Genomic DNA, 15889 nt, shown 5'->3' with positions numbered 1-15889 from the left:
GGGCTTTCCTTGATGCAGTCCGCCGATGCCCTCACGCTCAAGCGCCAGCCTTTCGCCCACCCTGCCGCCCCTGGATACTCGCTATCAGGTCGAAACGCCGGAAGGTATCGATCTGCATCTGCGACCAGCTGGGCTGGTCCCACGCGCCCTTGCATTCGCCATCGACCTGGCCATTCGCGGCCTGATCCTCACGGTCGTCTATATCATCCTTGGCCTGCTCGGCCAGTTCGGCATGGGTCTGGGTACCATCCTGCTGTTTCTCGTGACCTGGTGGTACATGGTGCTGTTCGAGGTGCTCAACCAGGGCCGCTCCCCCGGCAAGCAGATGCTGGGCCTGCGCGTGGTCCACGATGACGGTACGCCGATTGGCTGGGCCGCCTCGTTGACCCGCAACCTGCTGCGCTTCGTCGACATTCTGCCGTTCGGCTACACCCTGGGCATCATCAGTTGCCTGAACCACCCTGCATTCAAACGCCTCGGCGATATCGCCGCCGGCACGCTGGTGGTTTATCGCGATGCGCCACTGAGCAAACCGCAACTGACCGACGCTGCCCCCCTGCCAGCGCCCTTCCCGCTCAGCCTCGGCGAACAACGCGCCATTCTCGGTTTTGCCGAACGGGGCAGTCAGTTGTCCGCGGCTCGCAGAGCCGAACTGGCTGCGCTGCTGGCCGAACCCTTGCAAGTGCCGGCCGAGCAGGCTGAACCTCGCCTCAATGGCATTGCCCATGGCCTGCTAGGGAGCGCCCCGTGAAGCAGAGCCTGTTCGAAAATCGCCATCAGGCCGACTGGGATGCCTTCCACAACCAGCTCGAAGCGCTGGAGCGCGGCAAGGCCGACGCCCAGGTTTCGCAAGGCTTTGCCGCCCGCTACCGGCAGCTTTGCCAGCACCTGGCCTTGGCCCAGGCGCGCGGCTACAGCAGTCACCTGATCGACCAGTTGCAGCAACTGGCGATGCGTGGCCACCAGCAGTTCTATCGCCATCGCAGCCACCTTGTCGCACAGCTGGTCCGCTTTCTGTTCGGCGGCTTCCCACGTTTGGTACGCAGCGAATGGCGCAGCGTGTGCGCGGCCAGCCTGCTGTTCTTCGGCAGCCTGGCGGTGATGGGGCTGCTGACCTACCTCTACCCCGAGCTGATCTTCAGCCTGGTCAGCCCTGACCAGGTCAGTGAAATGGAAAGCATGTACGACCCAGACGCCCGCCGTCTTGGCCGCTTCAGCGAACGCGGCTCCGGTGATGACTGGGTGATGTTCGGTTTCTACATCATGAACAACATCGGTATCGCCTTTCAGACCTTCGCCAGCGGCCTGCTGCTGGGCCTTGGCAGCCTGTTCTTCCTGCTGTTCAACGGCCTGATGATCGGTGCAGTGGCCGGCCACCTGACGCGCATCGGCTACGGCGAGCCGTTCTGGTCCTTTGTCATCGGTCATGGTGCCTTCGAGCTGACCGCCATCGCCCTGGCCGGTGCTGCGGGGCTCAAGCTCGGCTGGGCGCTGCTGGCCCCCGGACGTCTGCCCCGTGGCGAAGCCCTGCGTCTGGCCGCCAGCAAGGCGATTCAACTGGTGTGCGGGGTGATTCTGTTCCTGCTGCTGGCCGCCTTCATCGAGGCGTTCTGGTCCTCCACCACCTTCGCCAGCCCGAACATCAAGTACATCGTCGGTGCCGGGCTCTGGGCGCTGGTGCTGGGCTATCTGCTGCTGGCCGGACGGAGGCAGCATGCGCCTGACTGAAGCCAGCGTCGCCATCCGCCCACGCAGCGCCTGGGAGGCCATCGACCTCGGCGTGCTGCTCGCCCGTCGTCACGCCGGTCTGCTGATGGCCAGCTGGGCGCTGGTCACGCTCCCGGTGTTCGGCCTGCTCTGTGCCCTGCTGTGGCAGTATCCGGGCTGGGCCATCTTCCTGTTCTGGTGGCTCAAGCCGGCCTATGAGCGGTTGCCGCTGTACATCCTTTCGCAGGCCCTGTTCGGCAATACGCCCTCGTTGAAACAATCGCTGCGCGCACTGCCGAAACTGCTATGGCCGCAACTGCTGGCCAGCCTGACCTGGCGCCGCCTCAGCCCGACCCGCAGCTTCGATCTGCCCGTGCTGCAGCTCGAAGGCCTGGCCGGTCAGGCGCGCAGCCAGCGGCTGGTGGTGCTCGGTCAACGCGACAGCGCGGCCGCCACCTGGCTGACCCTGGTGGGCATGCATCTGGAAATGGCCCTGTGGCTGGGCCTGATCGCCCTGTTCTACCTGATGCTGCCGCAACAGGTGGAACTGAACTGGAGCTGGGAAAGCCTGATTGCCGCCAGCAGCGGCCAGTGGATGTGGCTGGAGCACTTGTCCAACCTGCTCTACGTACTGCTGCTGATCATCTGGGAGCCGGTCTACGTCGCCTGCGGCTTCACCCTCTACCTCAACCGCCGCACCGCCCTGGAAGCCTGGGATATCGAGCTGAACTTCCGCCGTCTGCGCCAGCGCCTGACCGGCAGTGCCTACGCCTTGCTGCTCGGTTGCGCCGTGCTGCTGACCCAGCTGCCCAGCCATGCCTGGGCCGACACCTCGCCAATCGCCAGCGAAGAGGTTGAGCAGAGCGACTCGCAAGGCCCCGATGCCCCGCGCCTGCTGAAACAGCCGCTGACCAGCCAGGCCGCGCGTGCAAGCATCGAAGCGCTGCTCGACGAGCCGCCCTTCCAGCACCGCGAAACCGTCACACGCTGGCGCCTGGGCGAGGAGAAGCCTGCTGAGGAAGCCAAGCCGGAAGACGTCGAAGCCTTCATCGACATGCTCAAGAACCTGCTCAAGCTGGGCGAATGGTGGAAGAGCCTGGACGTCGTCGCACAGATCTTCGAAGTGCTGCTGTGGGCAGCGCTGGCCGCACTGCTGGCTTTCGTCCTGTGGCGCTACCGCGAATGGCTGCAGACCTTTGGCGAACGCATCGGCCTGCCGGCGCGCCGCCGACACGCCGCACCGCAGCAGCTGTTCGGTCTGGAACTGGCACCGGAGACGCTGCCCGACGATGTCGCCAGCGAAGCCGAGCGGCTCTGGACCGAACAGCCGCGCGCAGCATTGGGTTTGCTCTACCGCGCCCTGCTCAGCCGGCTCTTGCACGAACACCGCCTGCCCTTGAAACAGTCGCACACCGAAGGTGAGGTGCTGCACATGGTCAGCGGCCTCGGGCAGCAGAGCCTGGAGGATTACAGCCGTCAACTGACCCTGCATTGGCAGGCCCTGGCCTATGGTCATCGCCCGCCTGCCGAGTCGCTGCGTCAGGGCCTGTGCCAGGGCTGGCGTAACTTGTTCGGCCAGGAGCGTGCAGCATGAGTCGGCGCGCCGGTTTCGCGCTCAGCATGGTCCTGCTGCTGGGCCTTGGGCTGCTCGCCATTTATCTGCTGGGCAAGCTCGAACCTTATGAGGAAGTGGTCGAACACGGTCCTTCTCCCGAGGTTGCCAGCAGCCCTTACCTGGCTGCCGAGTACTTCCTGCGCAAACAGGGCATCGACGCCCGCCGCGCCGAGGGCCTGGAAGTGCTGGACGGGCTGCCCAGCGAGGGCCAGACCCTGATGCTCCTGGCTGATCGCGGCAACATGACGCCGCGCCAGGTCGAGCGCGTGCTGCAATGGACGGCTAACGGCGGCCATCTGCTGTTCATCGCCGAACGCCTGTGGGACGAAGAGGAAGGCAAGAGCGGCGACCTGCTGCTCGATCTGCTCGGCATTCAGCAATACATGAGTGACGAACTGGACGACGACGAAGCCAGTGAGCCCGAGCCAGAGAGCGAAGCGAGCGAGGACTACCCGCAACTCACCAAGCTCTACCTGGAGAACGAACAAGCCCCGGCCTACATCGCCTTCGACACCGACTTTCACCTCTACGATGCGCAGAACCGGGCTCACGCCTGGGCCAACAGCGACGCTGCCACGCATCTGCTGCAGCTTTACCACGGCGATGGCCTGATCACCGTACTCAGCGACCCGTGGATCTGGCAGAACCGCAGCATCGACGAATACGACCACGCCTGGCTGCTCTGGTATCTGAGCCAGGACAGCGCCGTGACCCTGCTCTACCACGCCGACAGTGACGGCCTGGCGCGCCTGCTCCTGCGCCATTTCCCGCTGGCCTTGCTGCTGCTGGCGCTGTTGATCGGCGCCGCGCTGTGGCACTTCGGCGTACGCCACGGCCCGCTGCAGGCGCCAGCCAGCCGTGCCCGTCGCCAGCTTGAAGAACACCTGCGCGGCAGTGCAGATTTCCTCCTGCGCCGCAGTGGCCAGCACAGCCTGCTCAAAGGCCTGCAACAGGACATCAATCGCCGCGCCCGGCGCCGCTACCCCGGCTTCGAGAAACTCGCCGTCGCCGAACAATGGCAGGTGCTCGGTCGCCTGACCCGCCTGCCCGCCAGAGACATCAGCCAGGCCATGCGCCCATTGCCGCCGCAGCGCCTGTCCGCCAGTGACTTCACCCGCCAGGTCGCCCACCTGCAAACCCTCAGGAATGCCCTATGAGCGAGACCCCCGAGAACGACAACCTGCCGGCGCAGGACGCCCCGGCTGCCGCACCGAGCAATCCGCAGATGCAGCAGCGCCAGCGTGCCAGCCAGCTGGCCCAGGCCCTGCGTGCCGAGTTGCGCAAGGCCGTGATCGGCCAGAGCGCAGTGATCGACGATGTGCTGACTGCACTGATCGCCGGCGGCCATGTGCTGGTCGAGGGCGTGCCCGGCCTCGGCAAGACCCTGCTGGTGCGTGCCCTGGCACGTTGCTTCGGCGGCGAGTTCGCGCGCATCCAGTTCACCCCGGACCTGATGCCCAGCGATGTCACCGGTCATGCCGTGTACGACATGCAGAGCGAGCAGTTCAAACTGCGCAAGGGCCCGGTGTTCACCAACCTGCTGCTGGCCGATGAAATCAACCGCGCGCCGGCCAAGACCCAGGCCGCGTTGCTGGAGGTGATGCAGGAGCGCCAGGTGACCCTTGAAGGTCGCGCCCTGCCGGTACAGCTGCCGTTCATGGTGCTGGCGACCATGAACCCGATCGAGCAGGAGGGCACCTACCCGCTGCCGGAAGCCGAACTGGACCGTTTCATGCTCAAGCTGCGCATGGATTATCCGCAGCAGGACGAAGAGCTGAACATGGTGCGCCAGGTGACGCGCTCGGCCAAGGCCGACATGCTCGAAGTCAGCCCGCTGCGTACCCTGCTGCAAGCCAAGGACGTATTGGCGCTGCAGAAGATCGCCAGCGATCTGCCGCTGGACGATCAAGTGCTCGATTACGCCGTACGCCTGGCCCGCGCCACCCGCAGCTGGCCTGGCCTGGCCATGGGCGCCGGACCACGCGCCTCGATCGCCCTGGTACGCGGTGCCCGTGCTCGCGCGCTGCTGCGTGGCGGTGACTTCGTCCTGCCGGATGACATCAAGAGCTGCGCGCTGGCGGTACTGCGCCATCGTGTACGCCTGGCGCCCGAGCTGGATATCGAAGGCCTGTCGGTGGATCAGGTCCTGCAACAGGTGCTCGATCAGGTGCCGGCACCGCGCCTATGAAGCCTTCGCGCCTGCTCCTCGGGCTGCTCGGCGGCCTGTTCGCCACTGCCGTATTGCTCGGCGCCCTGCCCCTGCTCGGCATACGCCTGGCGGACAGCCTGATGCCAATGGCCTGGGGGCTGTCACTGGCGTTGCTGCTGGTCGCGACGGTCGACGCGCTATGGCTGCGTCGCCAGCGTTCGCCGCGTCTGCAGCGCGTCTTACCGGGCAACCTGCCGCTCGGACGCTGGAGCGAGGTGCAGCTGATCGTTCACCACGACTTCGCCCAGACACAGGAAATCGAGGTCTTCGACCATGTGCCAGAGGGCATGGCCTTCGACTTTCTGCCGCAACGCGTCACCCTGCATCCTGGCCAGCAGACGTGCGCCAGCTATCGCCTGAAACCATTGATCCGCGGGCACTTCCACTTCGCCCTGTGCGAGCTGCAGTTGCCCAGCCCGCTGCGCCTGTGGCGAGCCAAGCGCCTGCTGCCGCTGCCCGACGAAAGCCGCGTCTACCCGGATTTCGCGCGCCTCTACGGCGCGCAACTCAAGGCCGTGGATGACTGGCTGAGCCAGTTGGGTGTACGCCAGCGTCCACGGCGCGGCCTGGGCCTGGAATTTCACCAGCTGCGCGAATTTCGTGACGGCGACACCCTGCGCCAGATCGACTGGAAGGCCACTGCACGCAAACGCATTCCCATCGCTCGCGAGTATCAGGACGAACGCGACCAGCAGATCGTCTTCCTGCTCGACTGCGGCCGGCGCATGCGCAGCCAGGACGACGAGCTGTCGCACTTCGACCATGCCCTCAACGCCTGCCTGCTGCTCAGTTACGTAGCGTTGCGCCAGGGCGATGCGGTTGGCCTGGCGACCTTCGCCGGCAACCAGTCGCGCTACCTGGCGCCAGTCAAGGGGCCTGCCCAGCTGAACGTGTTGCTCAACGCCGTTTACGACCTCGATACCAGCCAGCAACCTGCCGATTTCAGTGCCGCCGCCGACCTGCTGCTGACGCGTCAGCGGCGTCGCTCGCTGGTGGTGCTGGTGACCAACCTGCGCGATGAAGACGATCAGGATCTGCTCGCTGCCGTGCGTCGCCTGTCGCGCCAGCATCGCGTACTGGTCGCCAGTCTGCGCGAAGAAGCACTCGACCGCCTGCGCCAGACTCCCGTGGAGCAATTCGATCAGGCCCTGGCCTACTGCGGCACGCTGGATTACCTCAACGCCCGCGCCGACCTGCACGAGCGCCTGGCTGCCCATGAAGTGCCAGTGCTCGACGCGCGCCCGGGCGAACTCGGCCCGGAGCTGGTGAGCAGTTACCTGGCCTGGAAGAAGGCCGGCGCACTGTAGGGACCACTAGCAAGCACCGTCGCGGTCATCGCTGCGCTAAAAACACACGCAAAACAGCAGGTAAGCTCCGCGTTTTCGCAGGCCTTGGCGCTGCGCTGCGTGCCTCACCTGTTTTTAGAGGTTCTCTTTTTAGAAGCAACTGCTGGCGCAGCAGGTTGTCGAAGACATTGCTGCAACCGCCCTCGCACCGGCTTTTCCACACAGATGTTGCGTGGTTATGGCCGTGGCCGGGTGCTATGATCCCGAGTCTGCGGCGCAAAGAGTACAGACTCGACGCCGCCTATAGGCCGCCCGTGATCGGCCTTGCGCATACCGCACACGACCTGAGTAGGAGATAGAACATGGCTTTTGAATTGCCGCCGCTGCCTTATGAAAAGAACGCCCTCGAGCCGCACATTTCCGCCGAGACCCTCGAATTCCACCACGACAAGCACCACAACACCTACGTCGTGAACCTGAACAACCTGGTGCCGGGCACCGAGTTCGAAGGCAAGAGCCTGGAAGAAATCGTCAAGACTTCCTCGGGCGGCATCTTCAACAACGCCGCTCAGGTGTGGAACCACACCTTCTACTGGAACTGCCTGTCGCCGAACGGCGGTGGTCAGCCGACTGGTGCCCTGGCTGACGCCATCAACGCGGCCTTCGGTTCCTTCGACAAGTTCAAGGAAGAGTTCAGCAAGACTTCCATCGGCACCTTCGGTTCCGGTTGGGGCTGGCTGGTGAAGAAAGCTGACGGCTCCCTGGCCCTGGCCAGCACCATCGGCGCTGGCTGCCCGCTGACTTCCGGCGATACTCCGCTGCTGACCTGCGACGTCTGGGAACACGCCTACTACATCGACTACCGCAACCTGCGTCCGAAGTACGTCGAGGCGTTCTGGAACCTGGTGAACTGGGACTTCGTCGCCCAGAACTACGCGGCCTGAATCCAAGCCCCGTAATGCGAAAACCCGGCCTTGATGGCCGGGTTTTTCGTTTCTGGCCCTGGCGTCGGCAGAGCGTCGAAACACGCAGGCGCCGGCGGCATGGATGCAGAAAGCAGACAGGCGCCCAAGGCCAAAGCCGGGGCAGTTTTTTCAGCAGTCTGCTAGAGAAGCCGGCGCGGTGAGAACTCCACCCCCTGCGCCTCCACACGGCTGACCGCCTGGCTCAGCACGCGGTCGGCACGCACCGGCCCGAGAAACTCGCAAAGCCCGATATAGAGCAGATTCAGCAGCTTGCGCAGTTGCTCAAGCCCCAGACTGGCGACTGCGTCGTCCCCGCCCTGCTCCAGCCAGATACGCAAGCGTGTCGACAGCTCGGCACTTACCCCCATGCCGGACAGGTTACCGGCGGCAAAGAGCCTCAATGCCATCTGCTGCGGGCTCTCTAGCTGCTCCAGCAAGGTCCGACTCAAGGCCAGGAAAGTCGATTGCGCAGCGCTATCAGGAGTCGCGACTTGCCGCACCGCCTCATTACGCCCCTGGCGCCAGGCGGTCAGTTGCTCCGACGGATCCGGCAGCAACTGCGCAGGAGGACCGGTCAAGGCACCGACCAACTCGCGGTACAGCCGCGCGCGCTCGACTTTTCGCTCGGTACGCAGCACCACCTCGGCGAGAAATTCATTGAGGGCGAACGGCGGCTGCTCCGCGTACTTGTTCTCCCACAGCGCCAGCAACGGCCAGACCTCTTCATCGGAAAAGTGCCCAACCAGGCCGGTATAGATCGCGCGTCGTCGCAGGCTCAATCTCATCCTCACCCCCTCCTCGACCATTGTTCACTGTCGAAGGTCTGCGTCAGATTGAACTCCGGATAACCGACTTCGGCATGTTCGGCGAAATCCAGACCGCGCTGCTCCTGCTGGGTCGAAACCCTCAGCCCGATGGTCCTGGCCAGCAGGAAGTAGAACACCAGAGCAACCGGAAAAGCCCAGGCAAAGGCGGCTGCCGCGCCCAATGCCTGCACGGCGACACGCTCCCAGTTGAACAGATCGCCCTGATAGAACAGACCCGCTGCCAACGTGCCCCAAATGCCGGCGAACCCATGGACCGGAATCGCACCGACGACATCGTCGAGCCGCATACGATCGAGCAAGCGCATGCCGTACACCACGACGAAGCCGGCAACCAGCCCGCTGAGCAACGCGAAGCCAGGCGCCATGCTGGCACAGCCGGCGGTGATACCCACCAGCCCGCCAATCGAACCGTTCACCGTGGTGGTCAAGAGCACCGGGCTGGATGCGCTGCGTTGCGCCAGTAGAGCGCCGAGCGCGCCAGCGACTGCAGCCAGATGGGTATTCAGGGCAATCAGCCCAAGGCTGCTGCTGACTTTCAGGTTGCTGCCAGCGTTGAAACCGAACCAACCGACCCAAAGGATGAAACCGCCCAATGCCACCAGACCGAGATTGTGCCCTGGAATCAGACGCGCCTTGCCATCGGGGGCGAAGCGACCGAGACGCGGGCCAAGCACCAGAATCCCCGCCAGTGCACACCAGGCACCGATGCTGTGCACCACGGTCGACCCCGCGAAGTCGATGAAGCCGAGCTTGGCCAACCAGCCCTGACCGCCATACAGGCCGCCCCACACCCAACTGCCGAATATCGGGTAGATCACACCGCTGATCAGCAGCGCACCGATCAGGTAGGCACCGTAGCGCGTACGCTCAGCCATCGCCCCGCTGGCAATGGTCGCAGCGGTGGCGGCGAACATCATCTGAAACAACAGGAAGGTGTAATCCCAGGGTTCACCCGCGTTGGGGGCGAAATGACTCATACCGAACCAGCCAGTGGCATTGGCGCCGAACATCAGACCAAAACCGAACAGCCAGAACACGATGCCGCCAACACAACAGTCCATGTAGTTCTTCATCATCACGTTGACAGCGTTCTTGGCCCGCGCCATGCCACTCTCCAGCAAGGCGAACCCCGCTTGCATGAAGAACACCAGCACACTGGCCAAGACCAGCCAGGCCGTATTGGCAGCCTCTTCACTGGCAGCCTGAGCCTGCGGGGCAAAGCTGATAACGACGAGCAACAGCATGAGCGTTTTCATCACGGTTCCCTCCTGTGCGATGCCCGACGTTCGCAACTCTTGTGCCAGCCTCGAATCAGGCGACAAACTGCGCTACTGCGGACGCCACGACGAAACGCGGCCAATACCACCAAGAGCGCTCAAGTCGGTCACCATCGCACCGACACAGAGCAAGGAATTGCGCTGAAGACGTCGACTCGCACCAGGAGCGACCCTTGAGGAATAAAAATTGCCACCAGAGGTGATGGCCCTTTGACGGCCAAGATTAGATTGCCAATACTCTCGTCTGACTGACGCTGTAAGCATCGACATAAGGAATTGCCTTTGAAGCTGGATTTGAAAAACAGCTTGTCACTCAAGTTGCTCCGTGTGGTGCTGCTTTCAGCACTGGTGGTCGGGGTGGTGCTGAGCTGCGCGCAAATCGTGTTCGATGCCTACAAGACGCGTCAGGCCGTCTCCAACGATGCTCAGCGCATCCTCGGCATGTTCCGTGATCCCTCGACCCAGGCGGTGTACAGCCTGGACCGGGAAATGGGCATGCAGGTGATCGAGGGGCTGTTCCAGCACGAGTCCGTACGCTACGCCGCCATCGGCCACCCCAACGAACCGATGCTTGCCGAACGCACGCGGGATCTGGCGCAGATTCCCACGCGCTGGCTGACCGATCCGATCCTTGGCCAGGAGCAGCATTTCTCCACCAAACTGGTAGGTCGCGGCCCCTACAGCGAGTACTACGGCGACCTCAACATCACCCTCGACACTGCGCCCTACGGCGAGAGTTTCGTCACCAACTCGGTGATCATCTTCATCTCCGGCGTGCTACGCGCCATGGCCATGGGCCTGGTGCTCTATCTGGTCTACCACTGGCTGCTGACCAAGCCTCTTTCACAGATCATCGAGCACCTCACCAACATCAACCCCGACCGCCCCAGCGAGCACAAGCTGCCCATGCTCAAGGGCAACGAGAAGAACGAGCTGGGCTTGTGGATCAATACCGCCAACCAGTTGCTCTCCTCTATCGAACGCAACACTCACCTGCGCCGTGAGGCCGAGAACAGCCTGCTGCGCATGGCGCAATACGACTTCCTCACCGGCCTGCCCAATCGCCAGCAGCTGCAACAGCAGCTCGACCAGATTCTCGAAGACGCCGGTCGCCTGCAGCGTCGTGTCGCTGTTCTGTGCGTCGGCCTGGATGACTTCAAGGGCATCAACGAGCAGTTCAGCTATCAGAGCGGTGACCAGCTACTGCTGGCGCTGTCCGACCGCCTGCGCAGCCACAGTGGCCGCCTTGGCGCCCTGGCCCGTCTCGGTGGCGATCAGTTCGCCCTGGTGCAGGCCGATATCGAGCAACCTTACGAGGCCGCGGAACTGGCGCAGAGCGTGCTCGACGATCTGGAACTGCCCTTCCAGCTCGATCAGCACGAAGTACGTTTGCGCGCCACCATCGGCATCACCCTGTTCCCCGAAGACGGCGACAGCACCGAGAAGCTGCTGCAGAAAGCCGAGCAGACCATGACCCTGGCCAAGAGCCGCTCGCGCAACCGCTACCAGTTCTACATCGCCAGCGTCGACAGTGAGATGCGCCGTCGCCGCGAGCTGGAAAAGGACCTGCGCGATGCCCTCGCGCAGAACCAGCTGCATCTGGTCTATCAGCCCCAGGTGGACTACCGCGACCATCGCGTGGTTGGCGTCGAAGCGTTGCTGCGCTGGCAGCACCCGCAACATGGCTTCGTCGCGCCGGACCTGTTCATCCCGCTGGCGGAGCAGAACGGCACCATCATTCCCATCGGCGAGTGGATTCTCGACCAGACCTGCCGCCAGCTGCGCGAATGGCATGACCAGGGGTTCAGCGACCTGCGCATGGCCATCAACCTGTCCACGGTGCAGCTGCACCATGCCGAACTACCACGCGTGGTCAACAACCTGATGCAGGTCTATCGCCTGCCGCCGAAGAGCCTTGAGCTGGAGGTGACCGAGACCGGCCTGATGGAAGACATCAGCACCGCGGCGCAGCACCTGCTCAGCCTGCGCCGCTCTGGCGCGCTGATCGCCATCGACGACTTCGGCACCGGCTATTCGTCGCTGAGCTATCTGAAGAGCCTGCCGCTGGACAAGATCAAGATCGACAAGAGTTTCGTCCAGGATCTGCTCGAGGACGAAGACGACGCCACCATCGTTCGCGCCATCATCCAGCTGGGCAAGAGCCTGGGCATGCAGGTCATCGCCGAAGGTGTGGAAACCGCCGAGCAGGAGGCCTACATCATTGCCCAGGGTTGCCACGAGGGTCAGGGCTACTTCTACAGCAAACCGCTGCCAGCTCGCGAACTGACCCTGTTCCTCAAGCAGGCAAGGCGCCTGAGTTCCGCCGCGACGCTGTGATCCTCACCGACGAAAACGCCGCGATCTGTCGCGGTGTTTTCGTTTGAGCGCAATAACCGGCTCACCAGTTCTGCACACCCAATATCCAGGCAGTGGCCAATGCCCCGCCCAGGCACAGCACAGCGCCCCCGGCGGCTTGCCAGTAAAAGCTGCGGGCCAGCTCGTCCTCTCCGCTGTTGGAAAGAATGAACGGCTGGCGTTCGCCGGATTTGGCCATGTGATGCTGTGCCGGTTCGGATGCCTTTTGCCGATGCCTGTCCTCGGCCTCCAGTTGCGCCGCAAGTCGCACGCGATTCCACTCCTGCTCGTCGAGTTCGCCGTTGCCGTCACTGTCGAAACGTCGCAAAAGACCGGAGTAATCGCCTTTCCATTCGCGGATCACCTCGCCTTGCGCGGCATGCCTGTCGAACCCCTGTTGTGCCGCACCTCGTGTGCAAAAATCACCGATGGCATACAACGGCTGGCCGCTATGGAAGCGCTCCTCGCTGTAGCGATAACGCTGGCCGCTGCTCAGAAAGCCAAACAACCCGCTCTTGGCCGGGCCCAACGGATGCCGCAGATTGCCCTCCCAGACTTCGCGCACCGCAGCACGAATCTCGGCACCACGAGGGTCTATCAAGCATTCGCCGGTACCATCGACCAGGCGCAGCCAGGCGTCGCTGGCGCCACTCTCGACGACCCGCCAGCTGCGCTTCTTGCCACTGGAACGGTACTCCTCGATGCGAAAGCGCCACCACAGGCAGGGCTTACCGGTCAGAGGTCCACGCAGCTGCATGTCCGGCAGCTCTTCGAGCACACCATAGAGCTCGACGTAACCCTGCGCCGCCGAGCGAATCTTCGAGGTCGGAGTGTCGAGCAGATGGCGCGCCTGCGACCAGCGCCGCAGGCACCACCAGGCGCCAGCCAGGCAGGCACCAAGGGTCAGGGTGAGCGTGAAGAAGAAGCCGAAAGGGTCGACCTGCAACATCGGCAGACGCTCAGTTGAACAGCGACTTCAGATCGACGTCAGCTTTTTCCGCCTCACTGAACACCAGCAGCTCGGCCGCCTGGAAGTTGAACATGCGCGCGATGAGTACGTCGGGGAACTGCTCGATACGCACGTTATTCAGATTGACCGCTTCGTTGTACAGCTCGCGGCGGTCGGCGATGCCGTTTTCCAGGCCGCTGATGCGTTGCTGCAGGTGCTGAAAGCTGTCGTTGGCCTTCAGCTCGGGGTAGTTCTCGGCCAGTGCGAACAGTTGACCGAGGCCCGCGCGCAGGCCGCTCTCGGCCTTGCCCAGGGCACTGACATCCTGCTGCTCACGCGCGCTGGCAACGGCGCTACGCGCGGCAATCACCCGCTCCAGGGTCGAGCCTTCGTACTGCATGTACTGCTTGCAGGTCTCCACCAGCTTGGGCAGCTCGTCATGCCGCTGCTTGAGCAGCACATCGATGTTCGACCAGGCCTTGCTCACGCCATGCTTGAGGCGCACCAGACCGTTGTACAGCGACACCGCATAGGCGCCGAGCAGGACGAGGACAACGATGACGATCACGGCGGTTAGGCTCATGCAGTTTTCTCCATGCAGAACTGCGATTCAGGTACTGGCATTCTAACGGCAGCGCGGCGCCTCGGCAGCGATATCCCGCACAGCAACGAATAATGGCCTTTACACATAATGCGAAACATTTGCATTATGTTGCAGTTTTTCAGGTACCTCTGAGTACCGTCCACATTTCGACACGCAAAGGACCCCGCCATGATTCGTATGCCCCTGGCCTCCGCCAGCCTGCTGGCCATCGCCATTTCCCTCGCTGGCTGTGGCGAAGACAAAGCCCCTGCCACCCAGGCAGCCACCCCTGCTACCGCCACCGAGAACGCGGCCCCAGCTGCAGGCAAGGTCGACGAGGCGGCGGCCAAGGCCGTGGTCAACCATTACGCCGACCTGGCCCTGGCCGTGTTCAGCGACGCCGCCAGCACCGGCAAAGCGCTGCAAAGCGCTGTCGATGCGCTGCTTGCCGATCCCAGCGAGGCGACCCTGAAGGCCGCGCGCGAAGCCTGGCTGGCCGCCCGCGTGCCGTACATGCAGAGCGAAGTGTTCCGTTTCGGCAACCCGGTGGTCGACGAGTGGGAAGGTCAGCTCAATGCCTGGCCGCTGGACGAAGGCCTGATCGACTACGTCGCCGACGACTACCAGCATGCGCTGGGCAACCCGGGCGCGCAGGCCAACATCATCGCCAACACCGAGATCCAGGTCGGCGAAGACAAGATCGACGTCACCGAGATCAACGGCGAGCTGCTGGCCAGCCTGAACGAGCTGGGCGGCTCCGAAGCCAACGTGGCGACCGGCTACCACGCCATCGAATTCCTGCTCTGGGGCCAGGACCTCAACGGCACCAACCCAGGCGCCGGTGAGCGTCCGTACACCGATTATGTAGTGGGTGAAGGCGCCACCGGCGGCCACAACGAGCGCCGCCGTGCCTTCCTCAAGGCAGCCACAGACCTGCTGGTCAGCGACCTGAACGACATGGTCGAGCAGTGGAAAGACGGCGTTGAAGGCAACTACCGCAGCGAGCTGGTCGCCGACTCGGGCGAGAACGGCCTGCGCAAGATGCTGTTCGGCATGGGCAGCCTGTCGCTCGGCGAACTGGCTGGCGAACGCATGAAGGTCGCGTTGGAAGCCAACTCCACCGAAGACGAGCACGACTGCTTCAGCGACAACACCCATAACTCGCACTTCTACAACGGCAAGGGCATTCGCAACGTCTACCTGGGCGAGTACAAGAAGGTCGACGGCACCACCCTGACCGGTCCGAGCCTGTCCGAGCTGGTGGCCAAGGCCGATGCTCAGGCCGACACGACGCTCAAGGCCGACCTGCAGGACACCGAAGCCAAGCTGCAGGCCCTGGTCGACAGCGCCGAGAAGAACAACGTGCACTTCGACCAACTGATCGCGGCCGACAACGCCGAAGGCCAGCAACTGGTGCGCGATGCCATCGCCGCCCTAGTCAAGCAGACCGGTGCCATCGAGCAGGCTGCCGGCAAGCTGGGCATCAGCGACCTGAACCCTGACACCGCCGATCACGAGTTCTGATCGACGCCGCAGGTTGAAAAGCCGGCACCCCGCAAGGAGTGCCGGCTTTTTTTTGGCTCTTCGCATAGTTTGGGGAATGTGCGAGTTGACACCGGGCTGGCAATTAAGTGCTAGCTGTCGATGACTTGGCACTCTCCATTAGCACGCCGCCTGGCCTGATGGGTTTCGCCCCTTACGGGCGACTCACTTTCTTTGCTTGTGCAAAGAAAGTAAGCAAAGAAACACCCCCCTGCATACGGCCCCGGCTGCGCCGGGGTTCCCTCCTTCCATCACCGCTCCAGGGGCACGCTGCGAAGGGCCATCCCTGGCCCATCGCAGCTCTCGCGACATCCATGTCGCTCAACCCCTTCCACGGTGATTCCACTCGGCCTCCTGAAGGGGACTTGGGCGTCGTCTGTGAGATCGCGCTTCAAGAGCAAAAGCCAAACGCTACCGACTTTGATCTTCCGGAGATGTCGCAAGCTTGCGACCAGGTCCCGTCAGGAGGCCGAGTGGAGGTGTTGCGTAGGGGAGTGAGCCGCATGGATGCGGCGAGAGGCTTAAAGGGCCAGGGACGGCCCTTGTAAGCCGGCCCCCGGAGCAGCACCGGAAC

General features: G+C 63.6%; 13 protein-coding genes. 9 read left to right on the top strand and 4 right to left on the bottom strand.

Annotated elements, in window-relative coordinates; genetic code table 11:
- Window positions 1–25 precede the first annotated feature (25 nt).
- From PCLY_RS02350 to PCLY_RS02320, 7 genes are all read left to right on the top strand, one after another.
- On the top strand, window positions 26–751 hold the full coding sequence (locus PCLY_RS02350) for an RDD family protein (RefSeq protein ID WP_061237638.1): 726 nt from the start codon (window positions 26–28) through the stop codon (window positions 749–751).
- A complete protein-coding gene (locus PCLY_RS02345) occupies window positions 748–1728 on the top strand; it encodes a stage II sporulation protein M (protein ID WP_061237637.1) in 981 nt (326 codons plus the stop codon). Before PCLY_RS02350 ends, PCLY_RS02345 begins: the two co-directional genes overlap by 4 nt.
- On the top strand, window positions 1715–3301 hold the full coding sequence (locus tag PCLY_RS02340; RefSeq protein ID WP_061237636.1) for a DUF4129 domain-containing protein: 1587 nt from the start codon (window positions 1715–1717) through the stop codon (window positions 3299–3301). The genes PCLY_RS02345 and PCLY_RS02340 overlap by 14 nt, the downstream gene beginning before the upstream one ends.
- Entirely contained in the window at window positions 3298–4479 is a 1182-nt protein-coding gene (locus PCLY_RS02335) for a DUF4350 domain-containing protein (protein ID WP_061237635.1), read from the top strand. Before PCLY_RS02340 ends, PCLY_RS02335 begins: the two co-directional genes overlap by 4 nt.
- Complete coding sequence (locus PCLY_RS02330; protein ID WP_061237634.1) at window positions 4476–5510, top strand: AAA family ATPase; 1035 nt, start codon at window positions 4476–4478, stop codon at window positions 5508–5510. The genes PCLY_RS02335 and PCLY_RS02330 overlap by 4 nt, the downstream gene beginning before the upstream one ends.
- Window positions 5507–6838: a DUF58 domain-containing protein gene (locus PCLY_RS02325; RefSeq protein ID WP_061237633.1), complete on the top strand. Its 1332-nt coding sequence runs from the start codon at window positions 5507–5509 to the stop codon at window positions 6836–6838. Before PCLY_RS02330 ends, PCLY_RS02325 begins: the two co-directional genes overlap by 4 nt.
- Window positions 6839–7179: 341 nt before the next feature.
- The gene (locus tag PCLY_RS02320) at window positions 7180–7761 is read left to right on the top strand and encodes a superoxide dismutase (RefSeq protein ID WP_061237632.1); all 582 of its coding nucleotides are present in this window, start codon (window positions 7180–7182) and stop codon (window positions 7759–7761) included.
- A 161-nt stretch (window positions 7762–7922) separates the two neighbouring features.
- On the opposite strand, the gene PCLY_RS02315 is transcribed toward PCLY_RS02320, so the two are convergent.
- Both PCLY_RS02315 and PCLY_RS02310 read right to left on the bottom strand, forming a co-directional pair.
- Window positions 7923–8567, bottom strand: coding sequence for a hypothetical protein (locus PCLY_RS02315; RefSeq protein WP_061237865.1), 645 nt, complete (start codon window positions 8565–8567; stop codon window positions 7923–7925).
- A gap of 2 nt (window positions 8568–8569) precedes the next feature.
- Complete coding sequence (locus tag PCLY_RS02310) at window positions 8570–9865, bottom strand: ammonium transporter (RefSeq protein WP_061237631.1); 1296 nt, start codon at window positions 9863–9865, stop codon at window positions 8570–8572.
- A 303-nt stretch (window positions 9866–10168) separates the two neighbouring features.
- On the opposite strand from PCLY_RS02310, the gene PCLY_RS02305 reads away from it, so the two are divergent.
- Complete coding sequence (locus PCLY_RS02305) at window positions 10169–12223, top strand: putative bifunctional diguanylate cyclase/phosphodiesterase (protein WP_061237630.1); 2055 nt, start codon at window positions 10169–10171, stop codon at window positions 12221–12223.
- 61 nt (window positions 12224–12284) lie between these two features.
- On the opposite strand, the gene PCLY_RS02300 is transcribed toward PCLY_RS02305, so the two are convergent.
- A complete protein-coding gene (locus tag PCLY_RS02300) occupies window positions 12285–13190 on the bottom strand; it encodes a GIDE domain-containing protein (RefSeq protein WP_061237629.1) in 906 nt (301 codons plus the stop codon).
- 10 nt (window positions 13191–13200) lie between these two features.
- The gene (locus tag PCLY_RS02295) at window positions 13201–13773 is read right to left on the bottom strand and encodes a LemA family protein (RefSeq protein WP_061237628.1); all 573 of its coding nucleotides are present in this window, start codon (window positions 13771–13773) and stop codon (window positions 13201–13203) included.
- A 189-nt stretch (window positions 13774–13962) separates the two neighbouring features.
- Here PCLY_RS02295 and PCLY_RS02290 point away from each other — a divergent pair, with 189 nt between their 5' ends.
- The gene (locus tag PCLY_RS02290) at window positions 13963–15297 is read left to right on the top strand and encodes an imelysin family protein (RefSeq protein ID WP_061237627.1); all 1335 of its coding nucleotides are present in this window, start codon (window positions 13963–13965) and stop codon (window positions 15295–15297) included.
- Window positions 15298–15889 lie beyond the last annotated feature (592 nt).

The organism is Ectopseudomonas composti, assembly GCF_001567565.1.
Taxonomy (GTDB): domain Bacteria; phylum Pseudomonadota; class Gammaproteobacteria; order Pseudomonadales; family Pseudomonadaceae; genus Aquipseudomonas; species Aquipseudomonas composti_A.
This window is presented reverse-complemented; position numbering and strand designations above follow the sequence as displayed.